General features: G+C 67.0%; 16 protein-coding genes. 5 read left to right on the top strand and 11 right to left on the bottom strand.

The genetic code is table 11. The annotated features are described in order from the left end of the window. Positions 1-22 precede the first annotated feature (22 nt). Positions 23-2,026, bottom strand: a complete 2,004-nt coding sequence (locus tag ACQ5SA_RS16080; RefSeq protein WP_499314956.1) for a hypothetical protein — start codon at positions 2,024-2,026, stop codon at positions 23-25. A gap of 104 nt (positions 2,027-2,130) precedes the next feature. Continuing rightward, a complete protein-coding gene (locus ACQ5SA_RS16075; protein WP_230112849.1) occupies positions 2,131-2,613 on the bottom strand; it encodes an Lrp/AsnC family transcriptional regulator in 483 nt (160 codons plus the stop codon). 125 nt (positions 2,614-2,738) lie between these two features. Here ACQ5SA_RS16075 and phhA point away from each other — a divergent pair, with 125 nt between their 5' ends. Together phhA and ACQ5SA_RS16065 are read left to right on the top strand one after the other, a co-directional pair. Further along, a complete protein-coding gene (gene phhA / locus ACQ5SA_RS16070; RefSeq protein WP_499314954.1) occupies positions 2,739-3,632 on the top strand; it encodes a phenylalanine 4-monooxygenase in 894 nt (297 codons plus the stop codon). A 31-nt stretch (positions 3,633-3,663) separates the two neighbouring features. After that, positions 3,664-4,320: a DMP19 family protein gene (locus ACQ5SA_RS16065; protein WP_499314953.1), complete on the top strand. Its 657-nt coding sequence runs from the start codon at positions 3,664-3,666 to the stop codon at positions 4,318-4,320. A 40-nt stretch (positions 4,321-4,360) separates the two neighbouring features. Here ACQ5SA_RS16065 and ACQ5SA_RS16060 read toward each other — a convergent pair whose 3' ends face one another. The 9 genes from ACQ5SA_RS16060 to ACQ5SA_RS16020 all read right to left on the bottom strand — a co-directional run bounded on the left by ACQ5SA_RS16060 (position 4,361) and on the right by ACQ5SA_RS16020 (position 13,887). Then, positions 4,361-5,458 carry a GDSL-type esterase/lipase family protein gene (locus ACQ5SA_RS16060; RefSeq protein WP_499315200.1) on the bottom strand — a complete coding sequence of 366 codons (1,098 nt, stop codon included), beginning with the start codon at positions 5,456-5,458 and terminating at the stop codon, positions 4,361-4,363. A 101-nt stretch (positions 5,459-5,559) separates the two neighbouring features. Further along, complete coding sequence (kduD, locus tag ACQ5SA_RS16055) at positions 5,560-6,315, bottom strand: 2-dehydro-3-deoxy-D-gluconate 5-dehydrogenase KduD (RefSeq protein ID WP_100461731.1); 756 nt, start codon at positions 6,313-6,315, stop codon at positions 5,560-5,562. 80 nt (positions 6,316-6,395) lie between these two features. Continuing rightward, complete coding sequence (kduI, locus tag ACQ5SA_RS16050; RefSeq protein WP_165375869.1) at positions 6,396-7,244, bottom strand: 5-dehydro-4-deoxy-D-glucuronate isomerase; 849 nt, start codon at positions 7,242-7,244, stop codon at positions 6,396-6,398. Positions 7,245-7,477: 233 nt separating this feature from the next. Further along, a complete protein-coding gene (locus tag ACQ5SA_RS16045) occupies positions 7,478-8,536 on the bottom strand; it encodes a LacI family DNA-binding transcriptional regulator (protein WP_089241853.1) in 1,059 nt (352 codons plus the stop codon). 38 nt (positions 8,537-8,574) lie between these two features. Continuing rightward, positions 8,575-10,164: a family 43 glycosylhydrolase gene (locus tag ACQ5SA_RS16040; RefSeq protein WP_499314950.1), complete on the bottom strand. Its 1,590-nt coding sequence runs from the start codon at positions 10,162-10,164 to the stop codon at positions 8,575-8,577. Between the two features lie 17 nt (positions 10,165-10,181). Beyond that, positions 10,182-11,465, bottom strand: coding sequence for a TRAP transporter large permease (locus tag ACQ5SA_RS16035; protein WP_499314949.1), 1,284 nt, complete (start codon positions 11,463-11,465; stop codon positions 10,182-10,184). Between the two features lie 3 nt (positions 11,466-11,468). Next, positions 11,469-12,005, bottom strand: coding sequence for a TRAP transporter small permease (locus ACQ5SA_RS16030; RefSeq protein WP_499314948.1), 537 nt, complete (start codon positions 12,003-12,005; stop codon positions 11,469-11,471). A 10-nt stretch (positions 12,006-12,015) separates the two neighbouring features. Continuing rightward, on the bottom strand, positions 12,016-13,020 hold the full coding sequence (locus ACQ5SA_RS16025; protein WP_499314946.1) for a TRAP transporter substrate-binding protein: 1,005 nt from the start codon (positions 13,018-13,020) through the stop codon (positions 12,016-12,018). A gap of 39 nt (positions 13,021-13,059) precedes the next feature. Beyond that, entirely contained in the window at positions 13,060-13,887 is an 828-nt protein-coding gene (locus tag ACQ5SA_RS16020) for a 2-keto-4-pentenoate hydratase (protein ID WP_434557014.1), read from the bottom strand. 157 nt (positions 13,888-14,044) lie between these two features. Between ACQ5SA_RS16020 and ACQ5SA_RS16015 the strand changes: the two genes are divergently transcribed. The 3 genes from ACQ5SA_RS16015 to ACQ5SA_RS16005 are packed head-to-tail and all read left to right on the top strand — an operon-like array spanning position 14,045 to position 17,298. Next, positions 14,045-15,040 carry an alpha/beta hydrolase gene (locus ACQ5SA_RS16015; RefSeq protein ID WP_499314944.1) on the top strand — a complete coding sequence of 332 codons (996 nt, stop codon included), beginning with the start codon at positions 14,045-14,047 and terminating at the stop codon, positions 15,038-15,040. Beyond that, the gene (locus ACQ5SA_RS16010; RefSeq protein WP_499314942.1) at positions 15,037-16,659 is read left to right on the top strand and encodes a carboxylesterase/lipase family protein; all 1,623 of its coding nucleotides are present in this window, start codon (positions 15,037-15,039) and stop codon (positions 16,657-16,659) included. Before ACQ5SA_RS16015 ends, ACQ5SA_RS16010 begins: the two co-directional genes overlap by 4 nt. A 51-nt stretch (positions 16,660-16,710) precedes the next feature. Then, complete coding sequence (locus ACQ5SA_RS16005) at positions 16,711-17,298, top strand: cysteine dioxygenase family protein (protein WP_499314940.1); 588 nt, start codon at positions 16,711-16,713, stop codon at positions 17,296-17,298. Positions 17,299-17,301 lie beyond the last annotated feature (3 nt).

Below are 17,301 nucleotides of genomic sequence, written 5' to 3'. Positions count from 1 at the left end.
GTTGCCTGATCGACCGTCGCGGTCAGCGCCGCGGCGGTGGGTAGCCGCTGGCCAGGCGTCGCTGCCGGCGCCGCTCATCCACCGCCCGGTCATGCCGCTGCGCGCTCAGCTGCAACTGCTCCATCGCGTCCCCCGGCAACCACAGCTGCTGCTGGGCACGGGTGATCGCCACGTAGGCGGCGCGCACCGGGCTGTGCTGCGCGCGCGCGTCGTGGCCGCTGTCGAAGCAGCACGGCGCCATGGACACGGTGGCGAACTGCAGGTTCTTGGCATGCTGGGCCAGGCACAGCACGATGCTGGCCTCGTCCGCATCGACCAGCTGCCCAAGCAGGCGCTGCAACGCCGCAGCATCGAAGCCACCGGCAAACAGCGCGGGAATGTCCGCCTGTCCACGCTTGGCGCAGACCTGCACGAAGCTTTCCCAACGTTGTCCGGGGCCGCCACCGGCTGCGCTGCGCCATGCGTCGATCGGACCGTCCACCTCTTTCAACAGCGCCTGCCGCGACGCTGGGTGCAGATGTACGCGCGCGCCGCGCGCAACCAGCTCATTGGCTTCCAGCAGCATCCGCCACAGGCTGCCGTACAGGCGGGCGCCGGTGCTGGGCACCACCGACCAGTCGTCATAGCGGCGCAGGCCGGTGGCGCGGTCGCTGGCCCCCATGAACGGTGCCGGCTCGCCGAGATCGTCCAGTGCCAGCGACTGGTTGACCAGCGCATCGACCTGGCGCCCCTGGCGCACCGACTGGTGCATCTCCAGTGTTTTCGCCGATGACCAGCGCTGTACGCGTCCGCTCAACCGCTGATGCGGATCGCCAAGGCTGACCACGCCGGGCGCGTGGGTGGCCAGCAGCTGTTTCCACGCCGGGCTGAGATCGTGCGCCTCATCGACCAGCACCATGCCCAGCGACACCGGCAGCGGCACGCCACGCAGCGCCAGCCATTTGCCGATATGGCCCGCATCCAACCGCAGGCAGCCGCCCTTCTGAACCACTGCATCGAACATGCAGCGCCAGACGAACTCCGCCGCCGCGATGAACGGCGTGGCTTCCAGCTGCGCTGCGCCCAGCGAGCGCTGGAAATGCCAGGCCTGCAGGTTCGGCGCTGACGACGCGCACCAGCGGTTGATGGCGTCCAGGGCGATCATCAGCACCTGGTCCGGCCGGCGCGCGCCGATGGCCGGCAGGCCGAGGCGTGCGGCCGCCTCGCGCAAGGTCAGCGTGCTCTGCCGGTAGGTCGGTACGAAGCCGCCGGTCAGGCCGTTGGCGGCGGCATGACGGGCGATCGTGTTGGCGAACTCGATCTGGGTCAGCAGCCGCGTGCTGGCGTCGACCGGCAGCCGCGCGCGGAATGCCTCGACCTGGCCACGCGTAGGCGCCACGTAGGTGTAACGGCCCGGGCGCGCCTGCAGCAGCGCCAGCACCAGATGGCCCTTGCCGGTGCCGGCGTAGGCCTGCAGATCGATCAGTTCATCGGGATTGGCTGCAATCGCGCGCAGCACGCGCGCTTGTTCAGATGTGAACAGGCCGTTGTGCTGGGTCGCGTGCGTTGTCTGTTGGTCATCGCCGGCGTCTTCGTCATCGCCTTCGGCCAGCGATGTCGCCGGGAAATGGATCGTGTGCCCTTCCAGGGTGATCCTGCAGGCCGCCTGGAAATCTGCACCGGGATACGCGTCCGGTGACACGGCCAGCACCGTCTCCATCACCTCATCCGGTGCCAGCAGCACGTCCTGCGCGGCCAGCACGCCCAGCCAGGCCTCCAGCGCCCGCGCGTCCTGTCCTGCGGCGGCCGCCAGCTGCGCCTGCGCAGCGTGGCCATCATCCGCGGCGAACAGCGCACAGGCGTCGTGCAGCAAACGCTGCAGCTGCGCTGCCGGTTGCCCCTGCCGGCGGCACAGCATGGCCACCAGCAGGCCAGCCTGCTCCAGCGGCGTGTCTGGCAGCGTGCCGTCGGTCAGGTGCCGCAGCAGGCTCTGCTCGCGCAGCGGAAGGAACAGCAGGGAAGACGTCGAGGATGGGGTATCAGACATGCCGGAGCCAGAAGGAATCACTGCGCTGCCTGCATGTTGACGGCCGCCGCGGGGCACGATGCTCGGCCAGCGCGCCCGCGCCGTCAAACATCACGACGCCCCGCTCATTCAAGCTGCGACAACGGCAATGCCTGGAACCCCTTCACCGTACGCAGCACGAAGCTGGAATTGGCGTCGGCCACACCGCCAGCGTTTAGCAGCTTGTCCAGCAGAAATCGCGAGAAGTGCTCCAGATCGCGCACATAGACATGCAGCAGGTAGTCCATGTCACCGGTCAGGGCGTGGCAGGCCACCACTTCATCCCAGGCCTGCACGCTGTCGACGAAGTGCCCGATCGCGGCCTGGTCATGCTTTTCCAGCTGCACGCGCACGAAGGCCTGCAACCCCAGCCCGAGCCGGCGCGGCTCCAGGCGCGCGCCATAGCCGACGATCACCCCTTCGCTTTCGAGCCGTTGCAGGCGCCGCAGGCAGGCCGAGGGCGACAGGTTCACCCGTGTGGCCAGCTCGGCATTGGTGGCACGGCCATCACGCTGGATTTCCGCCAGCAGCCGTATATCCGTGCGATCGAAATGGACTTCTCCAGCCATTGCTGCCCCGCAACATGGTGAATGCGCAATGATATTGCGCCAACGACCCCGATCCGCGCAACTTTTGCAACCCTGTTGCGCGCCCCCTGCCTTAGCATCGTGGGTATCCCGTCAAGGAGTCTTCCATGGACCTCGCCCAGCCCCGCCGCGTCGAACACCAGCAGACCGACAAGGGCTACGTGCCGGTGTACACCACCGCGCTCGTCGAGCAGCCGTGGGACACCTATACCGCCGACGACCACGCCACCTGGAGCACGCTGTACCAGCGCCAGCGCGAACTGCTGGTCGGCCGCGCCTGCCAGGAATTCCTGGATGCACAGGACGAGATGGGCATGAACGCGCACATGATCCCGCGCTTCGACCAGCTCAACGAAGTGCTCGGTGCGGCCACCGGTTGGACCCTGGTGGGCGTGGAAGGGCTGCTGCCGGAACTGGATTTCTTCGATCACCTGGCCAACCGCCGTTTCCCGGTGACGTGGTGGATCCGCCGTCCCGACCAGATCGACTACATCGCCGAACCGGATCTGTTCCACGACCTGTTCGGCCACGTGCCGCTGCTGATGAACCCGGTGTTCGCCAACTACATGGAGGCCTACGGCCGCGGTGGCGTCAAAGCGCACGCGATTGGCCCGGAGGCGCTGCAGAACCTGACCCGCCTGTACTGGTACACGGTGGAGTTCGGCCTGATCGACACGCCCGAAGGCATGCGCATCTACGGTGCCGGCATCGTCTCGTCGAAGGGCGAATCGCTGTACTCGCTGGAGTCGGCCGCACCGAACCGCATCGGTTTCGACCTGCAGCGGATCATGCGCACGCGCTACCGCATCGACACCTTCCAGAGGACCTACTTCGTCATCGACAGCTTTGAACAGCTGATGCAGGCGACGTCACCGGACTTCACCCCGATCTATGCCGCGCTGGCCGACCAGGCGCATCTGCCGGCAGGCGATGTGCAGGGCGAAGACCGCGTGTTCCAGACCGGCACGGGCGAAGGCTGGGCCGACGGCGGCGACGTCTGAGTCGACATGCAGGTCCGGTATCCTGACCTGCATGACCAACGTTTTCGCTTCTCTGCGTGTCATCGACGTCGGCTTCGATGACGACTTCATCCTGCTGACCCTGGCCGATGGCCGCCACACCCGGCAGCCGTTGCGCTGGGCGCCAGCCCTGTTCGAAGCCACGGCCGAACAACGTGCGCAGTGGGTCACGACCGCCGACGGGCTGGGCGTGAACTGGCCGGCGCTGCTGCCGGCGCAGGAGCGCGGCGTGGTCGATGTTCCGAACCAGGTGTGGGATGACCGCTATGAAGCCGCCCTCGCCCGCCTGCAATCGCATGCCTGGAAACTGGACGCGCTGTCCGATGAAGACCAGCAGCTGGTCGCGTTGTGGCGCATGGAAGCAGACATCAACAACGGCGGCTTCATGCAGTTCCTGTGCAACTGGGGAGACCCCACCTGCCAGCTTGCGCTACGCGCATTGCAGGCGATGGGCGCAACACAGACGCACACGATCCTGGCGGGCATGCGCGGGCTGCTGGATCGTCTGGAAGACGACCCGGCGATCAAGGAATTGACCGACCTGTACGGCGCGATGAGCGAGGACGAACAGCAAACGCTGGAGGCGTTTGAAGACGACTATTACGGCCGCCCGGAAGATCTTGCGCGGCTGGGCCTGCTGCATTTCGGCGCGGAACCGCTGCAGTCCTGACCTGTAGAGCCGAGCCACGCTAGGCTGGCGTGCCCGGCATTCAACGTGGATAGACCAGCAGCACCACCAGATCCTCCTCGCCCACCTGCTGCAGCGCGTGCGCACTGCCTGCCCGCGTCAGCAACGCATGACCCGCACGCACGTCATGCTGCTTTCCATCCAGCACATAGCTGCCCTGCCCGCTCACGATGTAATAGATCTCGTCCTTGTGCTGCGGGTGCAGGCCGATGCCCGCGCCCTTGTGCAGCACGCGCTTGCGCAGCACGAACGGCAGGCCCTGCGCATCGGCGAAGAACGAATACGCCGTGGTCGGCCCGGCGCCGCCGTGCGGGCCCGCTTGCGCGCGCGCCAGCGTGCCTTCGTGCACCACCTGCGAGCGTCGCGCAGGATCGCCGCCCTGCCCTGCACCCATCACATCGCAATCGATATCACGCACCAGCGCCGGTTGCAGCGTCGGTAACACCTGCACCGCCTCGCGCAGCACCAAGCACGCCACCGCAGTGGCACCGGCCGCGCTGAAGTGCGTGCCATCGGCCTTGTTCTGCTCGGGCACGAACAGGAAGTACGGGCGTGCGCCCTGCTCGCCCAGCGCGCGGATCCATCGTGTGCTGCGGTCGTTGAGGTCGATCAGGGCAACGTGCTCGCGCGCGGCCAGCTGCTGCATGGCCAGCGTGTAACGCGCGTGCGTATCCAGCAGCGAACCGAAGTCGTACAGCAGCCGCGCCACCGGCGTGACCAGCACCGGTGTGGCACCCTTGTCACGCGCCACCTGCACGTAACGCATCAGCAGCTGTGGATAGTCGCTGTCCGGATCGGTGTAGCGCGTGGGATCTTCGAACTTCGCGTCGTTGTGGCCGAACTGGATCAGCAACACATCGCCACGACGTAGTTCGGCGGCAATCGCATCCAGGCGCCCTTCGTCGATGAAGCTGCGCGTGCTGCGCCCGCCCTTTGCATGGTTGCGCACTTCGATCCGTGCCGGGTCCAGATAGCTCTGCAACATCTGGCCCCAGCCGGCCTGCGGCGCGCGATCGGGGCCGTATTTGGCAGCGGTGGAATCACCGGCGATGAACACCCGCACCGGTGCCGCATGCGCGGCAGTGCTCGACAGCAACAGCAGCAACAACCGCTTCCACATGGCCGGACCCTGGTAGTGCCGGCCGCTGGCCGGCAACCTCATGAACGGTGCAAGCATTGCCTGGATGCCGGCCAGCGGCCGGCACTACCCAGGACCACGCGTTACCGCGCCAACCAACCACCATCGACCGGCAGCACCGCGCCGTTGATGTAATCCGACGCTGACGAAGCCAGGAACACCGCCGCACCGGCCAGATCTTCCGGGTTGCCCCAGCGGCCGGCCGGAATGCGCTCGAGGATCGCCTTGTTGCGGTCTGCATCGGCGCGCAGCGCGGCGGTGTTGTCGGTAGCCATGTAGCCCGGCGCGATGGCGTTGATGTTCACGCCCTTGCCGGCCCACTCGTTGGCCAGCAAGCGGGTGATGCCGGCGATGCCACTCTTGCTGGCGGTGTACGACGGCACGCGGACGCCGCCCTGGAACGACAGCATCGAGGCGATGTTGATGATCTTGCCGCTGCCCTGGGCGATGAAGTGGCGGCCGGCAGCCTGCGAGATGAAGAAGGCGGACTTGATGTTGACGTTCATCACGTCGTCCCAGTCCTGCTCGCTGAAGTCCACCGCATCGGCGCGGCGGATCAGGCCGGCGTTGTTGACCAGGATGTCCAGCCTGCCGAGGCCTTCGATGGTTTCGCGCACCACGCGCTCGACCGGTTCGATGCTGATCAGGTTGGCTTCCACTGCCAGGCAGCGGCGGCCCAGTGCGGTGATCTTCTCGATGGTTTCAGTGGGCGGGGCGATGCCAGCCACCGCGACGTCGGCGCCGGCGGCAGCCAATGCCACCGCGATACCCTGGCCCAGGCCGGTATTACCACCGGTTACCAGAGCGACTTTTCCTTCCAGGCTGAAGGGATTGGTCATTGCGTATGCGTTCCTTGGTAGAGGCGTGCGTGATGCAGGCAAGCGACCACCGAGCAGCGTGCGCGGTGGCCTGTCAGTGCTTACTTGAGCTGGCAGATGTCCAGCACGTGCATGTCGGTGTAGTCCAGGTTCTCGCCACCCATCGCCCAGATGAAGGCGTAGTTGCTGGTGCCGGCACCCATGTGGATCGACCACGGCGGCGACACCACCGCTTCGTTGTTCTGGATGACGATGTGGCGCTGTGCGTCCGGCTCGCCCATGAAGTGGTAGACGCGGTCGCTGTCACCCAGGTCGAAGTAGAAATAGACCTCGCTGCGGCGGTCGTGCAGGTGCGGCGGCATGGTGTTCCACACGCTGCCCGGCTTGAGCACGGTCAGGCCCAGCAGCAGCTGCGAGGACTGGCAGGTAGCCGGCACGATGTACTGGTAGATGGTGCGCTCGTTGCTGGTTTCCAGCGCGCCACGATCCAGTGCCACCGCGTCCTTGATCGACAGCTGCTTGGTTTCAAAACGCGCATGGGCCGGGGTCGAGGCCAGATAGAACTGCGCCGGGTTGGCGGCATCCTGCGAAGCGAAGACGACGTCCTTGCTGCCCATCGCCACGTACAGGCCATCCTTCGGCCCCAGCGTATACACGGTGCCATCGACGGTGACCGTACCGGTGCCGCTGCCGACGTTGATGATGCCCAGCTCGCGGCGCTCCAGGAACGGATGGCCAGCGGCCGAAGCCGGTTCGGTCTGCGCGGGCAGGGCCAGCGGGCCGCTGACCGGCGCGGCACCACCCAGCACGAAGCGTTCGTAGTGGGTGTATTTCAGGGTCACCGCATCGGCGTTGAACAGGCCATCGAGCAGGTACAGCTCGCGCAGCTGGTCGTTGCTGGCGCCCTTGATGGCATCGGGATGGGTGGCGTAATGGGTCTTGCAGTACATGGCTTCTCCAGAGCAGGGGGCGGGCCGATGGTTCGGCCCCGGCACGGTTCACGGTCGATTCTAGCCAGACAGGAAACCGGTGTCATTTTGCGCCGCACGATACCGGTCAGACGGCATCGGCGGGGTGGGGTGGGGTGGGTGCAGTGTCACGACCAACGGTCGTGACCTACCGGATTGATTCGTGAAGGTGTCACGACCAACGGTCGTGACCTACAGGACTGATTCCTTCGGAATCAGTCCTCTGGCGGTTGGCAGGAATCGCGCACGATCAGGTGCGGACGCACGCTGGCGATCTGCAGCGCAGGCTGACCATCGGGCTGGATCAGCATCGCCGCGGCGGTGCGGCCGGTGTCGCGGGTATGCCGGCGTACCGAGGTCAGCGACGGCCACAGGCGCGAGGCCAGCGGGCTGTCGTCGTAGCCGACGATGGACAGCTGGCGTGGAATGTTGATACCGGCGCGCAGCGCGACCTTGTAGACACCGGCCGCCATTTCATCGTTGCCGGTGAAGATCGCGGTCGGCCGGCGCTTGCCCAGCAGCAGTTTCTCGGCGGCAGCCACACCGGATTCGAAGGTGTAGCCGGCCTCGATGATGCGGTCCTTCGGCAGCTCGATGCCACGCTGCGAAAGCGCCTCGATGAAGCCAGCGGTGCGTTCGTGCGCCGAGCGGTAGGCACTCGGGCCGGTCACCAGGGCGATATCGCGGTGGCCCAGCGAAAGCAGGTAATCGGCCGCTTCAGCGGCACCATCGCGGTCGTGGGTGACCACCATCTGCGAGGTTTCATCCAGCGGCAAGGCCGCCACGCGGGTGAAGCGGCAGCCGATTTCGTCCAGCATGTCCGCCAGCGCCTGATCTTCGGACGCACGCGGCACCAGGATCACCCCATGCAGCTTCTGCTGCTGGGCGAAGCGGCGCACGCCGTCGATGTAACCCGGGCTGCGGCTGTCGCAGGGGTGCACCACCAGTTCGAAGCTGGAGCCACGCAGCGCATCCAGCGCGCCGTACTGCATGTCCACGATGTACTGCGCGGTGGGGTTGTCGTAGACCATGCCGATCAGGAACGAGCGGCGGAAGGCCAGGCCACGGGCCAGCGGGTCGGGGGTGTAACCGACCTCGCGCATCAACGCTTCCACCTTGTCGCGCGTGTCCTTGCGCACCAGCGGCGAGTTGTTGATGATCCTTGAAACCGTTTTCTTGGATACACCCGACAGTCGCGCGATGTCATTGATCGTGGCTGCCTTGCCCTTTGCCAATGCCGGCGTAGCGGCATCGTTCTTGTTGCGCACTGACATGTAGTGAACCCGATAAGCCTGGGGATTCCAGCGCGCGCTCAGTCCAGCGCGCGATAGCGGAAGCTGCGGAAGGTTACCGCACCGTTGCCGGCCGCATACAGCGCCGGTTTCAGTGCCAGGAACTTGCCGGCCACATTGTGATGGTAACCGGACACTTCCATCTGAACCGGATACTTCTGCCAGGTCTGGCCATCGGCACTGGAGTGGATGGTGACGATGTGGCGGTTGTTGGTCACCCGCAGCCAGAGCCGGCCGCCCTTGGCACTGGCCGCCAGCCGGGTGGGGCGCTCCTCGCCGTAGCGGTGCATGACGAACTGCTCGCCATTGCTGCCCACGCCCACGTACAGGCGGTCGCTGTAGAACAGCAGGGCACCACCGACCGCGCCGGGAGCGATCTCCATCTGCACCTCGAACTGATAGGCCGGGTCGCCGGCGATGGTGGTCAGCGGCGAGGCATCGCGCGGCGTGCTGCCCTTGCCCTGCAGCACCAGCCCGTCGCCACTGAAGCGCAGGCGCCGGTATTCATCCACGGCCGGGTTGAAGAACGCCCACTGCGGGCCGAGCGTACGGCCGTTGAAATCATCGGACAGGGCCATGCCATGCGGCGTCAGCGCGCTGCCCGATGGCTTGCGCAGCGGCTGCCCGAGGTCACCGCCCTTGGCCACGAACCAGCCATCGGCGGTCCACTCGATCGGCTCCAGCAGCGCCTGCCGACCCAGCGTCCAGAAGCCGTTCTCATAGCCGTGGTACATCATCCACCAGCGGCCGTCGGTACCTTCGATCACCGTGGCGTGACCCCGCGACCACCACGGTTCGGCGGCCGACTGCGTGCGCATGATCGGGTTGTTCGGCGCATTCACCCACGGGCCGTGGATCGAGCGCGAGCGCGCGGTGATCACCATGTGCCCGGTCGGCGGGCCGGCGGTGCCGCCCACCGCGGTGGTCATGTAATACCAGCCATCGCGGAAGTGGATCTTCGGCCCTTCCTGGGCGTAGGCCTCCACGTCCCAGCTTTCCGGGTAGCGCCAGCCGTCGTACACATGCTTCGGTGTACCCGCCACGCTCAGGCCGTCATCGGCCAGCTGCACGTAGTCGCCACCGCTGAGGAACAGGTAGCGCTTGCCGTCTTCACCCACCGCATGGCCGGGGTCGATGTAGCCGCCCAGGCCGACGTCGATCGGCGCGCTCCAGGGGCCCGTGATGTCATCGGCCCAGACCACGAAGTTGCTGCGGCGCTCGCCGTTGCGCGCCGGGAAGTAGATGAAGTAGCGGCCCTGGTGCTTGACGATGTCCGGCGCCCAGATCGCGCCCACGTTCTGCGTGATCGCATGACCGAGCGGCTGCCAGTTCACCAGGTCGCGCGAGTGCCAGATCGGCAGGCCGGGGTAGGCATCGAACGAGGACAGGGTGAGGTAGTAGTCGTCGCCGTCCTTCAGCACCGATGGATCTGGCCTGTCGCCGGCCAGCACCGGGTTGAGGAAGGTGCCATTGCCGAGGTCAGCCTGGCGTTGGTGCTCGATGCCGCGCTTCCACTGCGCGGGCGCGGGATCGGCAGCCACTGCGGGCAGCGCCGCCAGCAACAGGCTGAGCAGGGCAGTTGCAGCCGCGCGGTGCAGCGTTGGTGTCATGGGATCGCCTCCGCTCATCAGGCGCGCAGCGCGGCGGGCAGCCACAGCGACAGCGACGGGAAGAAGGTGACGATCAGCAGCACGCCCAGCGCGGCAAACCAGAACGGCCAGATCGTGCGCATGCTCTGGCCGACGCTGATCTTGCCGATGGCGGTACCGATGAACAGCACCGAGCCCACCGGCGGGGTGACCAGGCCGAGGCCACCGGTCAGCACCAGCACCAGGCCGAAGTGGATCGGATCGATGCCATAGGCCTTGGCCACCGGCAGGAAGATCGGCGTGCAGATCAGGATCATCGGTGCCAGGTCCATGAAGGTGCCCAGCAGCAACAGCATCACCACTATCATCAGCAGCACCATGAACTGGCTGTGCGCGAACGACTGCAGGAAGTCCACCGCCGCCGCAGGCACCTGCAGGTAGGCCAGCAGCCAGCCGAACACCGCCGCGGTGGCGATCACGAACAGGATCACGCCGGTACTGCGCGCGGCATGGATGACGGTGTCGAAGAACTCGCGCCAGCGCAGCTGCCGGTACAGCACGGTGGTGACCAGCAGGGCGTAGACCACGGCGATGGCCGCGCTTTCCACCGCGGTGAAGATGCCGGCACGGATGCCGACAAAGATCAGCGCGACCAGGCCCAGGCCGGGCAGGGCGGAGACGATGCGCAGGGCCACCGCGCGCCAACCCGGGAACACTTCCACGCCATAGCCGCGACGACGCGCCACCACGTAGCCGGTGATCATCAGCGCCAGCGTCATCAGCAGCGCCGGTACGATGCCGGCGGCGAACAGGTCGGCGATCGACAGGCCACCGCCGGCAGCAGCCGAGAACAGGATCAGGTTGTGCGAGGGCGGTACCAGCAGCGCCACCAGGGCCGCAGTGATGCTGACGTTGACCGCGAAGTCACGGTCATAGCCACGCTTGACCATCTGCGGGATCATCGTGCCGCCCACCGCCGAGACATCGGCGATGGCCGAGCCGGAGACCCCGCCGAAGAACAGCGAGGACAGGATCGAGACCTGGCCCAGACCGCCACGCATGCGCCCCACCAGCGATGAGGCCAGCGCGATGAGGCGTTCGGAGATGCCACCACGCATCATGATCTCGCCGGCGAAGATGAACAGTGGAATGGCGATCAGCGAGGCCGAACCGGTACCGGCGGAGATCTGCTGGACCAGCACGATGCTGGGGATGTCCAGGTAGAGCAGGGTGGCCAGCGCAGCGGCGGCCAACGCGTAGGCCACCGGCACGCCCAACAGCAGCAGTGCGGCGAAAACAGAGAACAGGATGGTGATGCCCATGGATCAACGATCTCCTTCAGCGTCGACGGCGTCGGCATTGGCTGCCGTGGCATGCAGCGCCTTCCACGCACGGTTCAGTGCGAACAACAGCATCAGCGCACCGCCCACGGCCAGCGGCAGGTAGTTGATGCTCTGCGGCAGGTTGGCGCCGGCGGTCTTGATGTCCATGCCATCGAGCAGCAGGTCGGCCGACCAGAACGCGATGAAGCCACCCAGCACGGCCACCACCAGCTGGGTGAACACATCCACCGCCCGGCGCAGGCCGGCCCCCATGTAGGCGTGCAGCAGGAAGAAGCCGAAGTGGCGGTTGGTGTGCACGCCGCAGGCCGCGCCCAGGCTCATGGCCGTGGCCAGCAGCAGCAGGGTCACCGGCTCGGTCCAGCTGGGTGAATCGTTGATCACATAGCGGGCGAACACCTGCCAGCCCTGCACCACCACCAGCCCCAGCAGCGCGGCCACGGCGAAGTAGATGGCGATGTCGGCGATGCGGTCCAGCAGGCGCTGGCCGGGGCCGGCGGCGGCAATCGTCGTCTCGGTCATGGCAATGTCCTCAGGCGGCAGCGCGGATGCGGGCGACCAGCGCGGCCAGCTCGGGTTGCTGCAGGTACTGCTGCAGCAGCGGCTGGGCGGCGGCGCGGAACGCGGGAAGGTCCACCTCGTTGGCTTTCACGCCAGAGGCCAGCACCGCGCGACGCGCGGCATCTTCGGATGCATCCCATTGCGCGCGCATCACCTTCACCGAAGCGCGTGCGGTCTCCAGCAGCAGCTGGCGGTCAGCCGGCTGCAGGCGCTCGAAGCTGGTGCGCGACATCAGCAGCACGTCCGGCGCATACGAGTGATCGCTCTGCGACCAGTAGTGCGCGGCCTCGAAGTGGCGGCTGGAATGGAAGCTGCGCATGTTGTTCTCGGCACCGTCGATCATGTGCGTCTCCATGCCGGAGAACGTATCGCCCAATGACATCGGCGTCGGGTTGGCGCCGAGCAGGCGCATCAGTTGGATGAAGATGTCCGAGGACGCCACGCGCAGTTTCAGCCCGTGCAGATCACGGGGCTGCACGATGGGATGCTTGGTGTTGTAGAAGCAGCGCGCGCCGGAATCGTAGATCGCCAGGCCGACCAGGTCGCGGCTCTCGAAACCACGCAGCACCGCCTCGGCGATGCCGCCATCGAGTGCGGCGCGCTGGTGTGCCACCGACTCGAACACATATGGCAGGCACAGTGCCTGGGTCAGCGGAAATGCGTTGTTCAGTGCACCGGCATACACGCGGGTGATGTCGATGGCACCGAAACGGGCCATGTCGATCGCTTCCGATTCACGACCGAGCTGGCCGGAATGGTATTGCCGCAGGCGCAGGCGACCGTTGGTTTCGCGCTGCAGCGTTTCGCCGATCCACTTCACCGCGGTCACGGTGGGGTAGTCGGCCACATGCACGTCAGTGGCCGTCAGCAGCTGGCCGCCGTCGATGGCATCGGCGGGCCCACGGCCACAGGCCGCGAGCATCGGGGTGGCCAGCGCAGCAGCGCCACCGGCCAGGAAGTGTCGTCGTGTGATCATCTGCGCCCTCCCGCGCGTGTTCACCGGACCGTGCGGCGGTTACCCGGCCGGCACGGCCCTGCAGGCAATCTCGCCGAAGCCGGCAAACCGCACCAGCGCCGTCTGTCCTGCGGTGATGTCATGGATGCCGGTGGCGTTGCCGGTGGCGATCAGGTCGCCGCGCCGCAGCGGCCGGCCGCGCATGGCCGAACGGGACAGCGCGAATGCGTACGCTGCGCGCAGACCACCGGGCAGGCGCGTCGCACCGCCGGTACCGACCACCTCGCCCTCGATCAGGGTTTCGGCGCGCAGGTCGGTCTCGTCGCGGGCGGTCCAGTCGGCGATCTCCGGCCCCAGCACCAGGCCATTGTTGTTGCCGAAGTCGGACACCACCACGCGTGGGCCGAGTTGGTTGATCGTCGCCAGCGGGCTGCTGGCCACTTCCACGCCGATGTACAGGCGCGCCGGCAGCGCTTCAGCCTGCTCGGGTGACCAGTGCAGCTGCGCGGCTGGAGCGTCCTCCAACAGCTCCAGCACGTACTCCGCCTCGACCGCGCCGAAGCCGCCGACGAACACCGGGATGTCCACTGTTCCACCGGTAGCATTTTTCAGCTGGCGCGAGAAAACCGGGCCCAGCAGACGGTCGTCGCCGGATGCATCGCGGCGCTCGGCGGCGATGTAGCCGACCTTCCAGCCGACCACGTGGTCATCCCAGCTGGCGATGGCCAGATCCTGCACCTGGTAGGCAGCCACCAGGTCAGGCGGGACAAGGCCCGGGAAGCCGGGCAGGGCCTGGCCGGCGCGGCGCGCGGTGGTGAAGGCGTGGGCGATCGCGGCCGCATCGTCCGGCGGCGGCGTCTGCCCATGTATGCCGTGTTCGTTGCTCAAGAACGGTCTCCCTCTGACGTTGTTGCACTGCCCATCGACAGCGTCTGCAGGAGGTGTATATGGTAAACCGGTGTCATCGTGCAAGCCGCAGTGCATCACATGCGCTTGCCGGAGACCTCGGCCACTCTGTTGCCTCCCCGTTGGAGCCCTGCCCACCATGCGTTTTTCCCGTGTCCTGTTGCTGCTGACCGGCCTGCTGACCGGCCTGCTGCTGGCCATCTCTGCGTCCGCCGTCGATGCGCCGCTGCGCGCGGGCGAGCGGCTGGGGAAGGAGCTGCCTGGTGAACAGATACTCCTGTGGCCGGCCGGGCAGGTGCCCGGTGAAACGGGCACTGCGCGAACTGCACGCGTGGTCGAGCGCAGCGATGATCCGGACCACCCCGATCGCTTCGTCGACCAGGTCGATGCGCCCTACCTGCTGGTGCACACGCCGGCCCGTGCCAACGGCCGCGCGCTGCTGGTGATTCCTGGTGGCGGCTACCAGCGCGTGGTGATCGACAAGGAGGACAGCGCGCTGGTGCCGGAGTGGGTGGAGCGTGCCGGCTATACCCTGTTCGTGCTGCGCTACCGCCTGCCGCAGGCCGGCCGCGATCGCCAGGCGGCGCTGGCAGACGCACAGCGCGCACTGCGCGTGGTGCGCGACCAGGCCGCACGGCGCAAGCTGGATGCCGACAGTGTGTCGGTGATGGGCTTCTCCGCCGGTGGCCACGTCGCCGCAAGGCTGGCCACCGGCTTCGATGCGGCCGTCTACCCGCCGCGCGATGCCATCGACCACCTCAGCGCACGTCCCGCCCGCGCGGTGCTGGTGTATCCGGTGATCGACATGGGTCCGCATGCACACAGCGGCTCACGCGGACGTCTGCTGGGCGGACCGGCCGATGCGGCGCTGGCGGCGCAGTACTCGATGCAGCAGCACGTACGCGCGGACATGCCGCCGACGCTGCTGATCCACGCCAACGACGACCGCGTGGTCAGCGTGCACAACAGCGAGGTGATGGCGCAGGCGCTGGCCAAGGCAGGCGTCGAGCACGAACTGCATCTGTTCGCGCATGGCGGCCATGGCTTCGGCATGCGCATGCCACCTGATTCAACGCTGGCCGTGTGGCCGCTGCTGGCACAACGCTGGCTGCAGGCGACGGAGGCGGCACGTTGAACCAAGCGGATGCCAACCTGCAGCGCCGTCGTTTCCTGCTCGACAGTGCACGCTGGGCGCTGGCCACCGCTACCCTCGCAGCGCTTCCAGTATCCGCGATGCCTGGACCACATGATGACACGCAGATCGTTGCGCGCGTCCGTAGCGGCCGTGTGCGTGGCCAGCGCGAGCACGGCGTGCACGTGTTCCGTGGTCTGCGCTATGGCGCCGACACTGCGGCCTACCGATTCCAGCCGCCGCGCCAGGAGACTAGCTGGCGGGGTATCGCCGACGCCCTGGAATACGCCGCAGGCGCGCCACAGACAGGGGCAGACGGTCCCGGCAGCGAAGATTGCCTGTTCCTCAACGTCTGGACGCCGGCACTGGGCGACGGCGGCAAGCGGCCGATTCTGGTCTACATCCATGGCGGCGGCTTCAACAACGGTTCCGGAAGCGACCCGCTGTACGACGGCAGCGCGCTGTGCCGGCGCGGCGACGTGGTGGTGGTCACCGTCAATCACCGCCTGAACACCTTTGGCTACCTGTACCTGGGCGCGCTGGGCGATCCGCGTTATGCGGCCTCCGGCAACGTCGGTCAGCTCGACCTGGTGCAGGCGCTGCACTGGGTGCGCGAGCACGCTGCGACGTTCGGCGGCGATGCCGGCAACATCACCGTGTTCGGACAGTCCGGTGGCGGCGCCAAGATCGCCACGCTGATGGCGATGCCCGCGGCGAAGGGGCTGTTCCAGCGCGCGTGGACGATGAGCGGGCAGCAGGTCACTGCGGCCGGCCCGCGTGCGGCGGCGCAACGCGCTTCGATTGCAATGGACGCGGTGGGCGCGCGCGACCTGCAGGCGTTGCTGCGCCTGCCGACTGCGGACCTGCTGGCCGCTACGCGTGCACGCGACCCCTCACGGGTGGAAAGCAGCGCGCTGTACTTCGGCCCGGTGCTGGATGACGTGGTGCTGCCAGTGCATCCGTTCTGGCCACAGGCACCTGCGCAGTCGGCGTCGATTCCGATGGTAATCGGCAACACCCGCGATGAGACGCGCGCTTTCCTTGGCAACGACCCCGGCAACTTCACGCTGACCTGGGACAGCCTGCCGGCGCAGCTGCAGAAACAGCAGTTCGTCGATCTGCTGCCTTCGGTGGTGATCGCAGAATATCGACGCCTGTATCCGCACTACACGCCATCAGAGGTGTTCTTTGCCGCCACCACGGCCGGTCGTTCCTGGCGCGGCGCGGTGGAAGAGCTGGAAGCGCGCGCCCGGCAGACAACCGGTGCCGCACCGACCTGGGCCTACCAGCTCGATTGGCCGTCGCCGGTCGAAGACGGACGCCTGCGCGCATTCCACACACTGGATATTCCGCTGGTGTTCGACAACGCCGGTCTGCCCGGTGCGCGTACCGGCGCTGGTGAAGACGCCCGGGCACTGGCAGCGACGATGAGTGATGCCCTGATCGCCTTTGCGCGCAACGGCGACCCAAATCACTCAGGAATGTCGCAATGGGCCCCGTATTCACTGCCACAACGGCAGACGATGCTGTTCGATCGGCACAGCCGCGTGGTTGACGATCCACGCGCGGGAGAGCGTGCGCTCTATGCAAAAGTGCCGTTCGTGCAGCGCGGCACGCAGTGATGACACCGCGATGCAAACATTCTGTTAACCCGCCTCGGCTAGAGTCGGTTCATGGAAGCGATGTTCACGCCACCGCCGTTTACCGGCCGCGAACGCTTGATTGCAGGGATCGACGGCGCCGTCTGCCTGGTTGATCCGAAGGCGATCACCGATGCACTGCAGCGGGTGCTGCGCGAGGCCATCATCGATCCGCTGATCGAACTGCCTCCCTGCGTACGTCGCCCGGTGGATGGCCATTACGCACGCCGTGAACTGCACCGCAGCCCTACGCTGGGCTACAGCGTCATTGCGATGTGCTGGGGCCCGGGGCAGGGCACGCCGCTGCACGACCACGATGCGATGTGGTGCGTGGAAGGTGTCTGGCAGGGCGAGTTGATCGTGACCCCGTATGCGCTGCTGGAACAACGTGGCGAGCGTCACCGCTTCGCCGAGCAGGACACGCTGTATGGTCACCGCGGCAGCGCCGGCAGCCTGATCCCGCCGCACGAGTACCACACGCTGCGCAACGCCAGCGATGAGGACATAGCGGTATCCGTGCACGTCTACCAGGGCGTGATGGAGCGCAGCGCGGTGTTCGATCCGCTGGATGACGGCTGGTACCAGCGCCGGGTGAAGGTGATGGAGACCGAAGCGTCCTGAGCG

It is taken from the genome of Stenotrophomonas indicatrix, assembly GCF_050573115.1.
Taxonomy (GTDB): domain Bacteria; phylum Pseudomonadota; class Gammaproteobacteria; order Xanthomonadales; family Xanthomonadaceae; genus Stenotrophomonas; species Stenotrophomonas lactitubi_A.
This window is presented reverse-complemented; position numbering and strand designations above follow the sequence as displayed.